Genomic DNA, 16,694 nt, shown 5'->3' with positions numbered 1-16,694 from the left:
CCATCCAGGTCAGGGGCGTGTACCCACCCGCTCGGGTAGGATGAGGTAGTTGCCGTGGGCGCCGATCTGATCGAAGTCCTGCCCACGGCGCGCGTGCGGCCCGGTCTGACACGGCGATTTTCCGCCGCCGATCGCGTGGCCCGCGCCATACCGACCGCGCCCTGAGGACACCACGGGGCGCACCACGAGAGGGCACCCCCAGATCCAGATGAGCGAACAGATTCTCGACCAGCTGGAGGGCCAGGAACTGGCCCCCACCGCCCCGGTCCGCCCGGAGGCCCCCACGTTCGCCGCGCTCGGCGCGCGGCCCGAGACCGTCGAGGCCCTGGCTGCGGCGGGCATCACGCGCGCCTTCGCGATCCAGGAGTACGCGCTGCCGATCGCCCTGCGCGGCACCGACCTGATCGGTCAGGCACCCACCGGCACCGGCAAGACCCTCGGGTTCGGCGTCCCGCTGCTGGAGCGGGTCTTCGCCCCGGCCGAGGGCAGCGACGGCGTGCCGCAGGCCCTGGTCGTCGTACCCACCCGCGAGCTGGGCATCCAGGTCGCCAAGGACCTGGCCGCCGCCGGCCGTACCCGGGGCGTCCGGGTGCTGCCGATCTACGGCGGGGTGGCGTACGAGCCGCAGATCGACGCGCTGCGCAAGGGCGTGGAGATCCTGGTCGGCACCCCGGGCCGGCTGATGGACCTGCAGAAGCAGAAGCACCTGCGGCTGGACCGGGTCCGCGCGCTGGTGCTCGACGAGGCCGACCGGATGCTCGACCTGGGCTTCCTCGACGACGTCGAGAAGATCCTGGCGATGCTGCCGGAGGACCGGCAGACCATGCTCTTCTCGGCGACCATGCCGGACCCGATCGTCACCCTCTCCCGGCGGTTCCTGCGCCGGCCGGTGACGATCCACGCCGGGCACACCGCCGAGACCGGCCCGTCCCCGCAGACCCAGCAGCTGGCCTACCGCACCCACTCGATGAACAAGATCGAGATCGTGGCGCGGATCCTCCAGGCCGAGGGGCGCGGGCTGACCATGATCTTCACCCGGACCAAGCGGGCCGCCGACCGGGTCGCCGAGGACCTCGACTTCCGGGGCTTCGCGGTGGCCGCGGTGCACGGTGACCTGGGCCAGGGTGCGCGGGAACGGGCGCTGCGCGCGTTCCGGGCCGGCAAGATCGACACCCTGGTCGCCACCGACGTGGCCGCCCGAGGCATCGACGTGAGCGGCGTCACCCACGTCATCAACTACGACTGCCCCGAGGACCAGGACACCTACACCCACCGGATCGGTCGTACCGGCCGGGCCGGGGCGACCGGGGTCGCGGTCACCTTCGTCGACTGGGACGACATGCCCCGGTGGCGGATCATCGACAAGACACTCGGGCTCGACATGCCGGAGCCGCCGGAGACCTACCACACCTCCCCGCACCTCTACACCGACCTGGACATCTCGCCCGAGATGACCGGCACCCTGCCGACCGCCGAGCGGACCCGCGCCGGGCTCTCCGCCGAGGTCGAGGAGGACCTGGGTGGCCGGTCCCGCCGGGGCGAGAGCGGTGGCCGGGGCGGCCGACGCGGCGAGACCCGGGGACGCGGCGAGAGCAGCGGCCGGGGCGGCGGACGCGGTGACCGGCGTCGGGGTCGCCCCGACTCCGACGCGCCGGACGCCGCCGGAACGCCCGTGGAGACCGCCGAGGAAGGCCCGCGTACCCCACGCAGCCGGCGTCGCCGCCGGGCCGGCGAGGTCGTCGGGGGCGAGTCGACCACGGTGACCACCGCCGGGTCCACCGACACCGCCACCGGCCCGACCGGCGAGCCCGCCGTCGCCGCCGGGTCGGCCACCGAGGGTGAGCCGGGCCGGCCGCGTCGCCGCCGTCGCCGGCGCGGTGGGGGCGGCTCCGGCGCGGACGCGCCGGCCGAGGCCACCGCCGACTGACCCGACAGCACCGCCGACATCCCCCGGCCGTCCGACGGTCCGGGGGATGTCCCGTCTGCGCCGGTGGGCACATCGCCCTCCCTGCCCGGGGCGGGCCGGGAGCGGCGAGGGCCGGGTGGGAAAGGATGATGGGACCATGCCGGAACCGTTGGACGCCGCCCTGACCGAGGTCAGGGCGTTGCTGCTCGACCCCGCCCTGACCCGTGCCGTCGCCGCCGGCCGCCGTCGGGGCCAGCGCCCCTCGGTGGTACGCGCCGAACTCCGCCCGGTCGCCCTCAAGGCCGGCCCCCGGTTGCAGATCGCCACGTCCGACGGCGCACGGCCGTACACCCGGAACGTGTCGCCGGGCGCGGAGGCCGACGCGGCGGTCGACGCGCTGCTCGCCGAGCCCTTCGGCAACTGGCACGTGGAGACCGCCGGGGCGACCCTCCAGCTCCGGGTGACCAAGTCCGGCGAGGCGCAGGTGCACCGGGCGGCGGCCAGCCGGCCGGCCGCGCCCGCCGACGGCCACGACCGGGCCAAGGAGTACCTGCTCGACCCGGGCGACCCGATCTTCGCGGAGATCGGCGGCAACGCCGCGAAACGCCGGCAGGTGGACGCCTTCCTGCGGGCGCTGGCCGCCACCCTGCCCGACGACCTCACCGGGCGGCTGCGGGTGGTCGACCTGGGCTGCGGCAACGCCTACCTGACCTTCGCCGCCTACCGCTACCTGACCGCCCGCGGGCTCGACGTGGAACTGGTCGGGGTGGACGTGCGGGAGGACCAGCGGCAGCGCAACAGCGAGCTGGCGGAGCGCCTCGGCTGGGCCGACCGGGTCACCTTCGTGGCCGGCACGATCGCCGACGCGGTGGTGGAGCCCACCCCCGATCTGGTGCTCGCCCTGCACGCCTGCGACACCGCCACCGACGAGGCGCTGGCCCGCGCGGTGCGCTGGGACGCCAGGTGGGTGCTGGCCGCGCCGTGCTGCCACCACGACCTCGCGGCGCAGCTGCGCGCCCGGCCGGCCCCGGCACCGTACGAGTTGCTGACCCGGCAGGGCATCCTGCGGGAACGCTTCGCCGACGTGCTCACCGACGCGCTGCGGGCCGGGCTGCTGCGGTCACACGGCTACCGGGCCGAGGTGGTCGAGTTCGTCGACTCCCGGCACACCCCCCGGAACCTGCTGATCCGGGCCCGCCGGACCGGCACCGGCGGCGGTGACCCGCAGGCGGCCGAGTACCGGCAGCTGGTCGACCAGTGGCAGGTGACCCCGCGCCTGGCCACGCTGCTGGCCGACCCGACCGGGGACGGCGCGGCGGACAGCGTGCGGGGCTGAGCGGTTCAGCGCCGCCGGTCGCCGCCGCGGCTGCCGGGGCGCTCCCCCGGCCTGCGGTCGACGATCGAGGAGATCCGCTCCCGCGGCCTCCGCTCGTCGTCGCCGGGCGCGGCAGGGAACGGCACCACGGTGCCGGACAGTTCGGCGTTGCCGGCGGCGGCGAACGCGTTCCAGGAGATGTCGACCAGGAGCCGTTTGAGTTCGGCGTGCCTGACGGCGGCGCTGCGTTGCAGGGCCAGCCGGACGCCGAGCAGCACCCCCACCAGGGTGGTGGTGACCGCACCGGCGGCGGCCAGCACGTGCGCCCCGGTCGCCTCGTCACCGGTGAACACCAGCACCAGCAGCCAGCCCCAGAAACCCAGGGCGAACACGGCCGCCTTGACGACGAAGAAGAGGCTGACCGCACCGGGACGGTGCGACGCCGGACGGTCGGACTCGGCCATGCTGCTCCTCACCGGATGCGACAGGTGACGAACCCGTCGGGTTCGATTGACCTACGACAACTGACGCTGTGTCACGAACTGTGCCGCCGCCCCGCGTAGAGGCCGGACGGGGACTCAGCCGGCCGGTACGGGGAATTGCACCGGACCGCCGTCGTACTACCCTCGGGGGGCGTACCGGACACCCCGGCTCCCACCCGAAGAGGACGATCTCACAGGCATGGGTTCGACAGAGGTTTCACCCCAGATGGCGTTCGCCCGCTTCGTGCGACGGGCCATCGACGACGCCCGTGACGAGCGGGGTTGGACGGTGAGCGATCTCGCTGCCCACACCGGTGTGGGTCGGTCCACCGTCTTCCGCTGGCTCGCCGGCGACTGGCAGGACTACCCCGAACTGGCCAAGGTACGCGGCTTCTGCGCCGCCCTCGACCTGCCGGTCGCGGCGGCCTTCCGGGCGCTCGGCCTGCCCGACGCGGGGCCCGCCCCCCGCCGCCGCGCCGACGACGGCCCGGTGGAGGCCGACGTCCGGGTGATCCTCGACCGGCTGGCCGATCCGACGGTGCCCGCCGAGGAGAAGCACCACATCCGTGACCTGCTGCGCTATCTGGCCCGCCGTCCGGTCCGCCGCGCCGGCTGACCGCCGCGCCGGTCGATCCGGCCGGCTCCCCGGGCCGCTGCTCTCAGCGGACGGTCAGGGTGAACTCCGCGGTCCGCACCACGCCCGCCACCTGGAAGTCCAGGTACATCCGGTAGTTGCCGGGGCCGGGTGCGGTCAGCCAGAACGTCACCGTGTCGGCGGCCGGCCCCGGGCCCGGGTGCACGTGCAGGTAGCCCAGGTCCCCCTCGCGCAGGGCGACCAGGTGCCCGTACGCGTCGAGGTAGCGCTCCAGGGCGACGGGTCGTCCCGCCGGGTCCCGGACCGTGAACCGCAGCGGTACGGCGGCGTCCACCTGCGGGGTGCCCTCGTAGTCGACGGTGAACCCGTCGACGGCCGCCCGGCTGGCCGGGGCGGGCAGCGGACGGGGCGCGTACTCCCCCGGGGCGACCAGGTCCACGCCCAGCGTCGCCGGGGTCTGCCGGCCGTCGTCGGCGACCGCCGTGAAATCCGTGTACGCCCGCCAGACGCCCGGCTGCGGCAGGGTCAGCGGGATCGACCAGGTGCCGTCGGCGGCCATCGTCGGGTGCAGGTGCTGGAATCCGGTGAGGTCGCGGCGTACCACCACCAGGTGCATAGGCTTGTCGTGCACGACCGCGAACCGGGTGACCGGGCGGCGCTGCGCGTCACGGATCTGGAACCGCAGTTCACCGGCCCGCCCGGCGACGAACTCCCCGCCCGACCGGACGAGTGTGTAACCGCCGGAGCTGACGGACAGGCCGGTGGCCGCGTCGCCTGAGGAGTCCCCGCCGCTGCCGTCGTGCTGGTGTGCGCCGGTGCCCGGAGCGTGGGTGTGGTCACCGGCGGCCGTCGCGGCGGTCGCCGTCGTACGCTCGGTCGGCCGCCCGTTGGCCCGGCCGAGCCCGAAACCGAGCAGGACGGCCAGCACCAGACCGCCCACCACCAGCGCCAGCCGCAGCGTGGCCCGGTCCGGCCCCACCGTCGACGCCCCGTCCCCGGTCGTAGTCCCGCCTGACAGGGTCCATCCGCCGGGTTCCGCGCCGCCCGGTTCCTGCCGGTCCACCGGGTGTGCGTTGCCCGCGTCACTGCCGCGCCCCTGCTGGCCCGTCGGTCGGCCGATGCCTGCGTCGGCCTCCCGGGCCGGCTGGTCCACCGGCTCCGGGGTGCCCTGGTCGGGGGCCGGTCCGCCGCCGGCTGCCGGGCCAGCGGGCCGGGTGACGGATCGCTGGTCGGCCATCCGCTCACCGTACCGCCGACCCCGACGGCACCGGGACGACGGCCGGACACCGTGGCGGCGGTCGCACCAGGGCCGGCCGGGGAACTTATCCGCCCGGTCCGCCGACCCGGGCCGGGTCAGCCGGCGACGGCGAGGGCGAGCGGGAGGACGTCGGGGGCACCGGAGCGGCGCAGCAGGCGGGCCGCCATCGTCATCGTCCACCCGGAGTCGACCAGGTCGTCGACGAGCAGCACCGGGCCGTCCAGGACGGTCAGCGCCCCGGCCACCTCGTCGGGGAGGCTGAAGGCGTCGTGCAGGGCGCGTACCCGCTGGGCGCTGTTGCCGCGCGGCCCGCCGCCCCCGGCCGGGCCGACCGGGGTGACCGCGCCGAGCAGCGGTAGCCGGCCGACCGTGGCGATCCGCTCGACGAGCGAGGCGACCAGGGTCGGGTGGCTGCGGGAGCCGACCGCGACCACGCCGGCCGGGCGACGCGGCCACGGGTCGTCGCCGTGCGCCCAGGCTTTCAGCACCTCCACCACGGCCGTCACGACGTCGTCGGGCACCGGGCCGTCGGCCGTGCCAGGGCCGACCAGGGCGCGGAGCCGGCCACCCCAGCCCAGGTCGGACAGCCGCCCCACGGCCCGACCGGGCAGCGCCTGCTCCGTCGGCGGAATCCGCCCCTTCAGCGGTACGCCGACCGCGTCGAGGCCGGTCGGCCAGAGCTTCTTGGGGGCGATCTGCACCCCGGGGCGGCCGAGGAAGGTCTGTGCGGCGGTCAGCGCGGGGCCGGACACGTCGGCGGTGAACAGGGGCGCGGCGCAACGGTCGCACCGGCCGCAGTCGTCCGCCCCGCTGTCGTCGAGGCAGTCCCGCAGGTACCGCATCCGACAACCGGGCGTCGCGGCGTACTCGCGCATGGCCTGCTGCTCGGCGGTGCGGGCCTCGGCGACGCGGCGCAACCGGGCCTCGTCGTAGGTCCAGGGTTCGCCGGTGGCGAGCCACCCCCCGCGCACCCGGCGGACCGCGCCGTCGACGTCGAGCACCTTGAGCATCAACTCCAGGCGGGTCCGGCGCAGGTCGACGAGGGGTTCGAGGGCCTGGGTGGAGAGCGGCCGGTCGGTGTGCAGGGCGGCCAGCACGGCACGCACCTGCTCCTCGGGCGGGAAGGCGAGTGAGGCGAAGTAGCGCCAGATCGCGGCGTCCTCGACGCCGGGCAGCAGCAGCACCTCGGCGTGTTCGACGGCCCGACCGGCACGGCCGACCTGCTGGTAGTAGGCGATCGGCGAGGGCGGCGCACCGAGGTGCACCACGAAACCGAGGTCGGGCTTGTCGAACCCCATCCCGAGCGCGCTGGTCGCCACCAGCGCCTTGATCTTGTTGTCGAGCAGGTCCTGTTCGGCGGCGCGACGGTCGGCGTCATCGGCCTGGCCGGTGTAGGAGGCCACCGACCAGCCGCGCGCACGGAGGAACTCAGCGGTCTCGGTGGCCGCCGCGACGGTGAGCGTGTAGATGATCCCCGAGCCGGGCAGCGCGTCCAGGTGGTCGGCGAGCCAGGCCAGCCGGTGCGCCGGGCTGGGCAGGTCGAGCACGCCGAGGCGTAACGACTCCCGGTCCAGGGTGCCCCGCAGCACCAGCACGTCGGCCCGGCGCGCGGCCCGGTCGGGTGCCGCCACCGGACCGGCGGGGGATCCGGCCAGGTCGGCCGACGACCCGGACGATACGTCTCGACCGGCGTGATCGACCTGATCGGCATGATCAGCGCGGTCGGCATGATTGGCGCGGTCGGGCGGGCCCGGGGTCGGTTCGGTGCCGAGCTGCTCGGCGACGTCCCGGGTCACCCGCTCGTTGGCGGTGGCGGTGGTGGCGAGCACCGGGGTTCGCTCCGGCAGGTTGCCCAGGAAGGTACGCAGCCGGCGGTAGTCGGGCCGGAAGTCGTGCCCCCAGTCGGACACGCAGTGCGCCTCGTCGACCACCAGCAGCCCGGTGGTGGCGGCCAGCCTCGGCAGGACGGCGTCCCGGAAGTCGGGGTTGTTGAGCCGCTCGGGGCTGATCAGCAGCACGTCCACCGTGCCGGCGTGGATCTCGGCGGTGATCTCGTCCCACTCGTCGAGGTTGGCGGAGTTGATGGTGCGGGCCCGGATGCCGGCGCGGGCCGCCGCCTCCACCTGGTTGCGCATCAACGCCAGCAGCGGCGACACGATGACCGTCGGCCCGTGCTCACCGCGTTCGCGCAGCAGGGCGGTGGCCACGAAGTAGACCGCCGACTTGCCCCACCCGGTGCGCTGCACGCAGAGCACCCGCCGCCGGTCCACCACCAGCGCCTCGATGGCCCGCCACTGGTCCTCCCGCAGCCGGGCGTGCGCGCCGGCCAGCCGCCGCAGCACCCCCTCGGCCCGCTCCCGCACCGCCGCCCGATCCCCACTCATCCGGCATTCCTACCACCCCGGCCGGACACCCCGACCTCCCACGCGGTTGATCAAGAGGTTTACGTCATGAACCGCTCTTCGGGTGACGCGAACCTCTTGATCACCGGGGCGACCGGGTGGGAGGTGGGCGTGGGTAACCCGCCCACGGCGACTCCGCCCCATGGCAACTCCGGGCGCTTGACCCGAGGGTCCACTCTGAGTGGCAGAGCCCTCACCCGCTGGAGGCAGACATGCGCTGGCTCATCATCCTCGTCGTCGTACTCGTGGCTCTCGCAGCCGTGGCATGGTGGCGTCGCGGCCGCCGGGCGGTGACCGACGGCGACCGGCAGGTACGTGACCTGACGGCATCGGAGCAGGCCCGCCGCCGCCTGGACGACCACCGGAACCCGACGGACGGCAGCAACCTCCGCAGCACCGGGGGCGGAAGTCTCTGATCGGAACTCCCGAGCCCGAGATCCTGGGGCACGCCACTCCCCTGAACCGATGGAGCGGTATCCGGCGGCCTGCCCACCCGTGCCGTTGGATTGTGGAGAGTTGTTGCGGCCCAGGCGACAACAACTCTCCACAGTCGGAGCGCCCCGGCCGTCCGGTGTTCGCGCTACCCCGGTCGCGGCAGCGACTTACCGAGCGTGCGTACGGCGGTCGACGACATCGCCGCCAGTTCGGGCTGGGCGGGCAGGAAGACCGTGGGGACAACCAACGACTGGTTCATCGCGGCGAGCCGGCATTCGGTCTGGAGGTCGGTGGTGTTCCGTACGCCCCGGACGATCGAGACCATGTGTACGCGGCCAAAGCGACTCCTGGCCGGTCCGGGATCGCGCCTGGGCGATTGATCCACTCCCGTGGGCCGAGGTAGCGGTGTCCCGGGCGACGGGACACCGCTACCTCGGCGACACTGAGTTGATCAAGCGCCCGACCGGACCCGACCGGAACCGACCGGACCCGACCGGGTGCGGGCAGGTCAGCGGGCGGTCAGCGGGCGGGGAGGCCGGCGCGGGCGGCGACGGCGGTGTCCGGCTGGTCGGCGAAGACGCCGTCCAGGCCGAGGCCGAGGAAGAGCTCGTACTCGGCGGTGATGTCGCCCCGGGCGTTCGGGTCGGCGCCGATCCGGAAGTCGACCGGGAGGAACTGGTTCTCGGCCCGGAACGTCCAGGCGTGCACCAGCAGCTGGTGCCGGTGCGCGTCGCGGATCACCGTGGTCGGGGCGAGCAGCTTGCCGGTGGCGTCCCGGGGGATGATCAGGTTCTTGTTCAGCCCGACCCCGTCGGCGTACCTGGCGATCCCGCGCAGGCCGGCGGCAGTCGCCAGGTCCTGGTAGGTGCGGGGGTCACCGGCGGCGGTGAAGTCGTACGGCCGGCCGGTGGCGTCGAGGAGCTGGACCAGCGGCACGTCGATCATGCGGTCGAGCGTGCGCAGGTTGGCGGTCTCGAAGGACTGGATGAACACCGGGTCGTCGCGGTGGGTCAGCTTGTTGCGGCGCAGCACCGTGACCAGCGGCTCCTCCAGCGGCAGCCCGATCGAGGCGAAGTAGGTGGGGTGCTTGGTCTCCGGGTAGACGCCGATGGTGCGGCCCCGCGCTCTGGACTCGGCGCGGGCCAGGTCCAGCACCTCCTGGAAGGTGGGCACCGCGAACCGGCCGTCGAACGCGGTGTTCGCCACCCGCACCTGGGGCAGCCGCTCCTTGGCCCGCAGCGTCTTCAGCTCGGCCAGGGTGAAGTCCTCGGTGAACCAGCCGGTGACCGGCACCCCGTCGATGGTCTTGGTGGCCTTGCGGCCGGCGAACTCCGGGCGGGCCGCCACGTCGGTCGTACCGGAGATCTCGTTCTCGTGCCGGGCGACCAGCACCCGGTCCCGGGTCGAGACCAGGTCGGGTTCGATGTAGTCGGCGCCCATCCGGATCGCCAACCGGTACGCCTCCAGGGTGTGTTCCGGGCGGTAGCCGCTGGCCCCCCGGTGGGCGATCACCAGGGGCCGGTGGGTGGCCCGGTCGGCGCGGTCCGCGTCGTCCTCGCGGGCCGAGGCGGCGCCGGGAACGGCCACCGGAACGGCGACGGCCACGGCGAGCAGCGCGCCGGCCACGCCGAGAGCGGAAAGGGTACGTCGCAACGCGATCTCCTTGGTCGAGGGGCACCCGGCCGAGCGCCGGTACGCCCGACGGGCGCTCACAGCAGACCGGGCGCGGCTGACGGCCAGTTGGTCGCCGACTGGCCGTCAGGTGAACCCTGCGGGGAAACCGGGACCGGGCCGGGATACGCGATTCACCGGCCCGGTCCCGCCGGAATCGACAGGATTGTCTGGTGCGCCGGTTCCTTCGTCACCCCGTCCGGCTGGTGCCGTTCGGTTTCCTGGTGACGATCGCGATCGGCACCGGCCTGCTGATGCTGCCCTGGGCCACCAGCGCGCACCGGTTCACCCCGCTGGTCACCGCGCTGTTCACCGCCACCTCGGCGGTGTCGGTCACCGGGATGGCGGTCACCGACACCCCGAACTACTGGAACGGCTTCGGGCTGGTGATGATCACCGTGCTCACCCAGGTCGGCGGGCTGGGCATCCTCACCGGCGCGGCCCTGGTCAGCCTGGCGGTCACCCGGCAGCTCGGGCTGCGCAACCGGCTGCTGGTGCAGGCCGAGACCGCCGAGTACGGCCCGGCCGACCTGCGCCGGTTGCTGCTGCGCATCGCCGGCACGGTGTTCGGCTGCGAGCTGGTGATGACCGCGGTGATCACCGCCCGGCTCCGGCTCGCCTACGACTACTCCCCCGGCCGGGCGCTGTGGTCGGCGGCGTTCCACTCGATCCAGGCGTTCAACAACGGCGGTTTCACCCTGTACACCGACGGGCTGGTCGGGTTCGCCCGGGACCCGTGGGTGGCGCTGCCGCTGGCGTTCGGCGCGATCGTCGGCGGGCTGGGCTTCCCCGCGCTGTTCGAGGCGTTCCGCCAGCGTCGCCGGCCGGGCCGCTGGGCGGTGTCCACCAAGCTGACCGTCTGGGGCAGCGTGGTGCTGGTGGCGGGGGGTTTCGTCGGGCTGCTCGTCACCGAGTGGGACAACCCGTTCACCATCGGCACCTACGACACCCCGGGCAAGCTGCTCGCCACGTTCACCCAGATCGCGCTCAGCCGTACCGGTGGCTTCGACGTGATCGGCGTGGCCGCCCTCCGCGAGGAAAGTTACCCCCTGCTCATCGCCCTGATGTTCATCGGCGGCGGCAGCGCCAGCACCGCCGGTGGGATCAAGGTCTCCACGTTCTTCCTGCTCGGCTTCGTCATCTGGGCGGAGCTGCGCGGGGAACCGGACGTCACCGTGGGCCGCCGCCGGATCGCGGTGGCCAGCCAACGCCAGGCGTTGACGGTGGCGTTGCTCAGCGTCGCCCTGGTGACCGTCGGCACGCTCGGCCTGACCGTGCTCACCACCGACGTCCGGTCCAACGCGACGCTGTTCGAGGTGACCTCCGCGTTCAGCACCGCCGGCCTCACCGTCGGGCTCACCCCGCACCTGCCCGCGTCGGGGCAACTGGTACTGACCGTGCTGATGTACGTCGGGCGGATCGGCCCGCTCACCCTCGGTTCGGCGATCGCGTTGAACACCCGACGCCGGCTGTACCGCTACCCGAAGGAGCAACCCGTTGTCGGCTAGGGACGAAGGCGACGGCGACATCGCCGTGATCGGGCTGGGCCGGTTCGGCTGCCACCTGGCCGGGTCGTTGACCCGGCTCGGCCACCGGGTGCTCGCCGTGGACCGCGACCCCGACCGGGTGCAGCGCTGGTCGGCGGTGCTGGACCGGGTGGTGCAGGCCGACGCCACCGAGGAACAGGCGCTGCGGCAGCTCGGCATCGACGACTTCACCCGGGTGGTGGTCGCCATCGGCGCCTCGGTGGAGGCCAGCGTGCTCACCGTGCTGGCGCTGACCGAGGTGGGCGTACCGCAGGTGTGGGCGCGGGCGACGTCCCGCAAGCACGCCAAGATCCTGGCCTCGGTCGGCGCCCACCACGTGGTCTTCCCGGAGGCGGAGACCGGGGAACGGGTGGCCCACCTGATCGTCAGCCGGATGCTCGACTTCATGGAGTTCGGCGACGACTTCGCCATCGCCAAGGTGCCGGTGCCTCCGCCGCTGGTCGGTCACCGGCTGCGGGACCTGGCGGTGCAGGAGCGCTACGGGGTGATGGTGGTCGGTGCGAAACCGGCCGGGGAACGCTTCCGGTACGCCGACCCGGACACGGTGCTCGGGCCGGGCAGCGTCCTGATCGTGGAGGGCGGGATCGCCCGGGTGCAGCAGTTCGCCGCCCTACGCTGACCGCGCCGTCCGCCCGCCGCGACCGGGCCCGGCCTCAGCCCCGGGGCCCCTTGCCGGGACCGCCACCTGCGCCTCTGCCTCCCTTCCCGGTCACGTTCCCGCTTTTCCCGGTGCCCCACCCGGCCCCTTGCCCGCCGCCGGACCGGGCCCCTTGGCGGGCTTCTCGGCCTTCGGCTTCGGCTTCGCCGGCCCGGCCGCGCCGGAACCGCCCTTGCCGGACGTCTTCGCCGGTTTCTTCGCCGCCGGCTGCTTGGCCGCCGGTTTCTTCGCCGCCGGGGGCTTCACCACGGGCGCGCTGCCGGCCACCCCGGAGACCCGTACCCCGCAGCTCGAATCGCCGACGGTGAACTCCAGCGGCAGCGGGTTGCCCCCGGTGTAGCGGCCGGTCAGCGCGACTTTCTCCGACGCGCCGGGGGCCAGCGCGGCCCGCCCGGCCGCCGGGGTGACCCGCACCAGGCGGCCCTCCTGGCGTACCTCGGGGGTGGTCGTGGTGACGGTCTGCTGGCCGGGGAAGGCGAAACTCATCGTCCAGTCCCGCAGTTCCCGGGGACCGGTGTTGGTCAGCGTCAGCTGGGCGGCGAAGTCCCTGCCGGAGTCGCTGCGCAGCGCGTACTCGACCTCGCACGGGATGGTCTCGGGCAACCCCATCCGGGCCTCGGTGGGCCGGTCGACGCCGCCGCTGGCCGGGCTGCGCGAGGTCACCCCCCAGACGGCCGCGGTGACGGCCACCAGGCTCACGGCGGCCACCCCGGCCTCGATCCGGCGGCGGCGGGCAGCGGCCCGGCGGGTGCGGGTACGCCCCGAGAACGGCAACGCGTCGGTGTCGGCCGACCAGGGCAGGATCGTGGTGCCGGCGTTGGCGAGCAGGGCCGGGTCCATTCGCCCGGGTGCCGGCGAGACGGGCACCGCCGCGACCATCCCGGCCGCCGCGGCGAGGGTACGCGCCACCTCGGCCGTCGCCGGCCGGTCCTCGGGGCGCTTGGCCAGGCAGCGGCCGACCAGCTCGACCACCTCGTCGGGGAGCCCGCGGACCGGGGGCATCGGCTCCGGATCGTGGTACATGTGCGCCCGCAGCATCTGCGTCGTGGTGCTGGCCTGCCAGGGCAACCGCCCGGTGAGCATCCGGTAGAGCAGCAGCCCGACGGCGTACACGTCGGTGGCCGGGGAGACCTGGCCGTTGTCGAGGCGCTCCGGGGCGAGGTAGGCGGGGGTGCCGAGCAGCGCGCCGTCCGGCCCCTTCTCACTCTCCCCGACCAGCGCCGAGATGCCGAAGTCGACGACCTTCACCCCGGTCGCGGTCAGCATGACGTTGCCCGGGGTCACGTCCCGGTGCACCACCCCCCGGGCGTGCGCGGTGGCCAGTGCCGAGGTCACCTCGGCACCGATGGTCACCGCCTCCCGCCAGGGCAGCTGCCCGTCGCGGCCGAGCCGCGCGGTGAGCGGACCGCCGTCCACCAGCTCCATCACCACGTACGGCACGGTCAGGCCGACCTGCTCCGACTCGCCGTAGTCGTACACGTTGGTGATGTTGGGGTGGCAGAGCCGCGCGGCGGCCTGCGCCTCGATCCTGATCCGGTGCCGGAAGGCCCGGTCGCTGGCCAGCCGCGAGGCGAGCACCTTCACCGCGACCTGACGGCCGAGCACCTGGTCGTAGCCGCGCCACACCACGGACATGCCGCCCGCGCCGAGCTGCTCGATCAGCCGGTACCGCTCACCGAGGAGCTGGGCGGCGTTCCGGACTCCTGCACCCATGGTCGACCGAGTTGCCCGGGACGGCCCGGCCTACACCTCGATGGTCGTAATCGGTCAGGAAAGTCACCCGATCAGGCGGTCGCGAGCAGTTGGTCCACCGGGGCGTAGTCGTCGGTCAACACCAGCGCGCCGTCGACGAACCGGGTCACCTCGCTGCCGGCGAGCAGGTCCGGGATCTTCGTCACGGTGCCCAACCGGGCCCGCAGCGCCTCCAGCGGCAGCGGGGCGTCCGAGGCGACGATGAGGAAGTTGCTGCCCTGCTGCCCGGCGATCGCCTCCGGTGGCGCGACCAGCGCCATGTGCTCGAACTCGGCGGCCACCGTGGCCAGCTCCGACCTGATGAACCGGCCCGGCGGGTAGTCGATGACGTTCTGCACGTAGATGCCGCCGGGACGCAGCACCCGGTCGACCTCCGCCGCCATCTCCCGGGTGGCCAGGTGCCACGGCACCACCAGGTGCCCGAAGGCGTCGCCGACGACGAAATCCCGGCTGTCCGCCGGCTCGCCGCCGACCAGCATCCGGGCGTCGCCCACCGCCGCCCGCAGCCCCGGCCCGGTCCGGACGCCCAACTCCCGCCGGTCCAGGTCGACCAGCTCACCGTCGATCTCGAAGACCACGTTGTCGGTGCCCGGCCGGGTGGCGCCCAGGTAGCGAGGCATGGTGAACCCGCCCCCGCCCAGGTGCAGCGCGTCCAGCCGCTGCCCCTTCGGGGCGGACACGTCGGCGACCGCGCCGATCCACTGGGTGTACTCGTACTCCAGGTGCGTCGGGTCGTCCAGGTCGACGTACGAGTGCTGGGCCGAGTTGAGGTAGAGGGTGCGCCCGCTGGCCCGGTCCGGATCACGTTCCACCCGGGCGCAGTGGTAGGCGGTCTCCACGTCACACGGGTTCGGCGCGACCGCGCTCAGCCCCGCCGCGACCAGCCCGAGCACCGCCAGGGCGGCCTTCGCCCGGGTCGGGCCGGGCAGCCCGCCGGTCTCCTGCCGGCGCAGGTAGACCCCGAGCGCCAGCCCGACCACGCCGAGCGCCGCCGCCAGCCCGATCAGGATGACCGTGCTGGGCAGCGCCGCCACCAGCACGAACCCGGTGACCAGGGTGGCGGTGATGCCGCCGAGGGTGCCGATCCCGGAGAGCCGGCCCACCACCTGCCCGGTACGCCGCAGGTCGGACAGTTGCAGCTTCACCACCAGCGGGGTGACCGCCGACAGCAGCGCCGCCGGCACGAACACGGCCAACGCGGTGAGCAGCAGGATGCCGCTGACCGCACCGCCACGCAGCAGCTCACCGGCGTACCGGACCACCGGCAGGGTGACCGCGGCGGCGATGCCGGCCAGGATCAGCGCCGGGGCGAGCAGCCCGCGCGGGTCCCGACGGTCGGCCAGCCAGCCGCCCGTCCACGCCCCGTAGGCGATGGCGGCCAGCGCGATGCCGATCACCGAGCTGGTCACCTGGAGGGTCACCCCGACGTAGGGACCGACCAGGCGCAACGAGACCGTCTCCAGCACCAGCACCGCGCCGCTGGCGAAGAAGACCAGGAACGCGGCGAGCCCGTTGGGCAGGGCCCGGGAGGAGGTCGGCGCGGAGGGCGTCGGAACGGTCACGACGTCGGACGATGAGCTGCTCACCGTCGCGATGCTACGTCCCGTTCCTGGGGCGAACGGTCAGTACATCGAAAGATGAACATGGTTTGTGTGGTCGGCGGCCGGGCTGCCCGACCCGCTGTAGGCCCGCCAGCCGGTGTTCGGCATCCAGATCTGCCGGTACCAGATCACGTAGAGCACACCGAGCCGGTTGGCGTTGTTCTTGAAGTAGTTGGCCAGGCTGTCACCGTAGGCCTTGTCCCCGCCGGTGGCCGTCTCGTCCTTGAAGCCGCTGGTGGCGGCCGAGAAGTCGCAGGCCCGACCCTTGGGGTGCTCGCCGCCCCCGCCGCTGCGGTAGCAGGACACGTAGCGCTTGTAGCCGGCCGCCTTGGCCTGCTGCATGGCGTGCAGGGTGCGCGGGGTGATGCAGCCGGAGGTGGTCGGATCGTTCACCGAACACGACTCGCCAGGCCACGACCCGTCGGAGTTGCGCGGGGCCGGCTTCGCCGAACTCGACCCGCCGCTGAAACCGGCGCTGCTCCCCGAGCTGACCGTGGCCAGGGCGCGCTCGGCGTCCCGCTTCTTCTTGGCCAGCGTGTTGAGCTGCTTCTGCTGCTCGCGGACCTCGGCGTCGATCGCGATGGTGGCCTCGGCGGCGGTCTGCCGGGCCTCGGCCAGGGCACGCAGCTGCTTGCCGTCCCGCTGCGCCATCATGTCCAGGTCGGCGGCCCGCTTGAGGAACGCCTCCGGGCTGGCCGTGTTGAGCAGCATCGACGTGGGGGTCAACCGGCCCACCCGGTACGACTGCGCGGCCACCTCGCCCACCTGGGCGGTCAACGCGCCCAGCCGCCCCTCGACCTCCTTGAGCTGGGCGGCCAGCGCGGCCTGCCGCCGCTTGGAGGTGTCCAGCTTGGCCTTGGCCTCGATGTGCCCCTTGGCCGCCGCCGTCAACGCGTCCTTGAGCTGCTTGGTGCCACCTTCGCCGGGCTCCGCCGAGGCGGGCACCGCTCCGACGCCGAGCAGCAGCGCCACCGCGGCGAGCAGCACGGTCAACGGCCGGGTCAGGTTGGTCCTGGGCACGGAGGTGTCCTTCCCTCTGCCGCCGACGCCCGACCGGGGGCCGGTGCGGCGG

At 73.8% G+C, this 16,694-nt stretch carries 13 protein-coding genes and 2 pseudogenes; 6 read left to right on the top strand and 9 right to left on the bottom strand.

Going from position 1 to position 16,694, the window contains the following annotated elements; genetic code table 11:
* Window positions 1–208: 208 nt before the first annotated feature.
* Together ACN267_RS28175 and ACN267_RS28170 are read left to right on the top strand one after the other, a co-directional pair.
* The gene (locus ACN267_RS28175; RefSeq protein WP_281902652.1) at window positions 209–1,927 is read left to right on the top strand and encodes a DEAD/DEAH box helicase; all 1,719 of its coding nucleotides are present in this window, start codon (window positions 209–211) and stop codon (window positions 1,925–1,927) included.
* 136 nt (window positions 1,928–2,063) lie between these two features.
* A complete protein-coding gene (locus ACN267_RS28170) occupies window positions 2,064–3,242 on the top strand; it encodes a class I SAM-dependent methyltransferase (RefSeq protein ID WP_421490026.1) in 1,179 nt (392 codons plus the stop codon).
* A gap of 5 nt (window positions 3,243–3,247) precedes the next feature.
* Here the strand turns inward: ACN267_RS28170 and ACN267_RS28165 are convergent, their stop codons facing one another.
* A complete protein-coding gene (locus ACN267_RS28165; protein ID WP_421490025.1) occupies window positions 3,248–3,685 on the bottom strand; it encodes a hypothetical protein in 438 nt (145 codons plus the stop codon).
* A gap of 217 nt (window positions 3,686–3,902) precedes the next feature.
* On the opposite strand from ACN267_RS28165, the gene ACN267_RS28160 reads away from it, so the two are divergent.
* Entirely contained in the window at window positions 3,903–4,319 is a 417-nt protein-coding gene (locus ACN267_RS28160) for a helix-turn-helix domain-containing protein (RefSeq protein WP_204957645.1), read from the top strand.
* Between the two features lie 43 nt (window positions 4,320–4,362).
* Here ACN267_RS28160 and ACN267_RS28155 read toward each other — a convergent pair whose 3' ends face one another.
* From ACN267_RS28155 to ACN267_RS28145, 3 genes and pseudogenes are all read right to left on the bottom strand, one after another.
* Window positions 4,363–5,535: a hypothetical protein gene (locus ACN267_RS28155; protein WP_421490024.1), complete on the bottom strand. Its 1,173-nt coding sequence runs from the start codon at window positions 5,533–5,535 to the stop codon at window positions 4,363–4,365.
* 116 nt (window positions 5,536–5,651) lie between these two features.
* Window positions 5,652–7,151, bottom strand: a pseudogene (locus tag ACN267_RS28150) (helicase-related protein); the annotation flags it as partial.
* A gap of 153 nt (window positions 7,152–7,304) precedes the next feature.
* Window positions 7,305–7,940 (bottom strand): annotated as a pseudogene (locus ACN267_RS28145) (DEAD/DEAH box helicase); the annotation flags it as partial.
* A gap of 230 nt (window positions 7,941–8,170) precedes the next feature.
* Here ACN267_RS28145 and ACN267_RS28140 point away from each other — a divergent pair.
* Window positions 8,171–8,374 carry a hypothetical protein gene (locus ACN267_RS28140; protein WP_204957643.1) on the top strand — a complete coding sequence of 68 codons (204 nt, stop codon included), beginning with the start codon at window positions 8,171–8,173 and terminating at the stop codon, window positions 8,372–8,374.
* 164 nt (window positions 8,375–8,538) lie between these two features.
* Here the strand turns inward: ACN267_RS28140 and ACN267_RS28135 are convergent, their stop codons facing one another.
* Window positions 8,539–8,718 carry a hypothetical protein gene (locus ACN267_RS28135; RefSeq protein WP_204957642.1) on the bottom strand — a complete coding sequence of 60 codons (180 nt, stop codon included), beginning with the start codon at window positions 8,716–8,718 and terminating at the stop codon, window positions 8,539–8,541.
* A 194-nt stretch (window positions 8,719–8,912) separates the two neighbouring features.
* On the bottom strand, window positions 8,913–10,046 hold the full coding sequence (locus ACN267_RS28130; protein ID WP_421490023.1) for a glycerophosphodiester phosphodiesterase: 1,134 nt from the start codon (window positions 10,044–10,046) through the stop codon (window positions 8,913–8,915).
* A 191-nt stretch (window positions 10,047–10,237) separates the two neighbouring features.
* On the opposite strand from ACN267_RS28130, the gene ACN267_RS28125 reads away from it, so the two are divergent.
* Both ACN267_RS28125 and ACN267_RS28120 read left to right on the top strand, forming a co-directional pair.
* Window positions 10,238–11,572, top strand: coding sequence for a TrkH family potassium uptake protein (locus tag ACN267_RS28125; RefSeq protein WP_421490022.1), 1,335 nt, complete (start codon window positions 10,238–10,240; stop codon window positions 11,570–11,572).
* Window positions 11,562–12,230 (top strand): potassium channel family protein, encoded by a 669-nt coding sequence (locus ACN267_RS28120; RefSeq protein WP_239484964.1) that lies wholly within the window; start codon window positions 11,562–11,564, stop codon window positions 12,228–12,230. Before ACN267_RS28125 ends, ACN267_RS28120 begins: the two co-directional genes overlap by 11 nt.
* A gap of 90 nt (window positions 12,231–12,320) precedes the next feature.
* On the opposite strand, the gene ACN267_RS28115 is transcribed toward ACN267_RS28120, so the two are convergent.
* The 3 genes from ACN267_RS28115 to ACN267_RS28105 all read right to left on the bottom strand — a co-directional run bounded on the left by ACN267_RS28115 (window position 12,321) and on the right by ACN267_RS28105 (window position 16,642).
* Window positions 12,321–13,982, bottom strand: coding sequence for a protein kinase domain-containing protein (locus tag ACN267_RS28115; protein ID WP_421490021.1), 1,662 nt, complete (start codon window positions 13,980–13,982; stop codon window positions 12,321–12,323).
* 71 nt (window positions 13,983–14,053) lie between these two features.
* The gene (locus ACN267_RS28110) at window positions 14,054–15,607 is read right to left on the bottom strand and encodes a fused MFS/spermidine synthase (protein ID WP_421490020.1); all 1,554 of its coding nucleotides are present in this window, start codon (window positions 15,605–15,607) and stop codon (window positions 14,054–14,056) included.
* A 36-nt stretch (window positions 15,608–15,643) separates the two neighbouring features.
* A complete protein-coding gene (locus ACN267_RS28105; RefSeq protein WP_281902631.1) occupies window positions 15,644–16,642 on the bottom strand; it encodes a coiled-coil domain-containing protein in 999 nt (332 codons plus the stop codon).
* Window positions 16,643–16,694: the final 52 nt, after the last annotated feature.

Origin of the sequence: Micromonospora sp. WMMD734, from assembly GCF_049178975.1 — a bacterium.
Lineage (GTDB): Bacteria > Actinomycetota > Actinomycetes > Mycobacteriales > Micromonosporaceae > Micromonospora > Micromonospora wenchangensis.
Note: the sequence above shows the minus strand (reverse complement) of the source record. Positions and strands in the feature narration are given on the sequence as shown.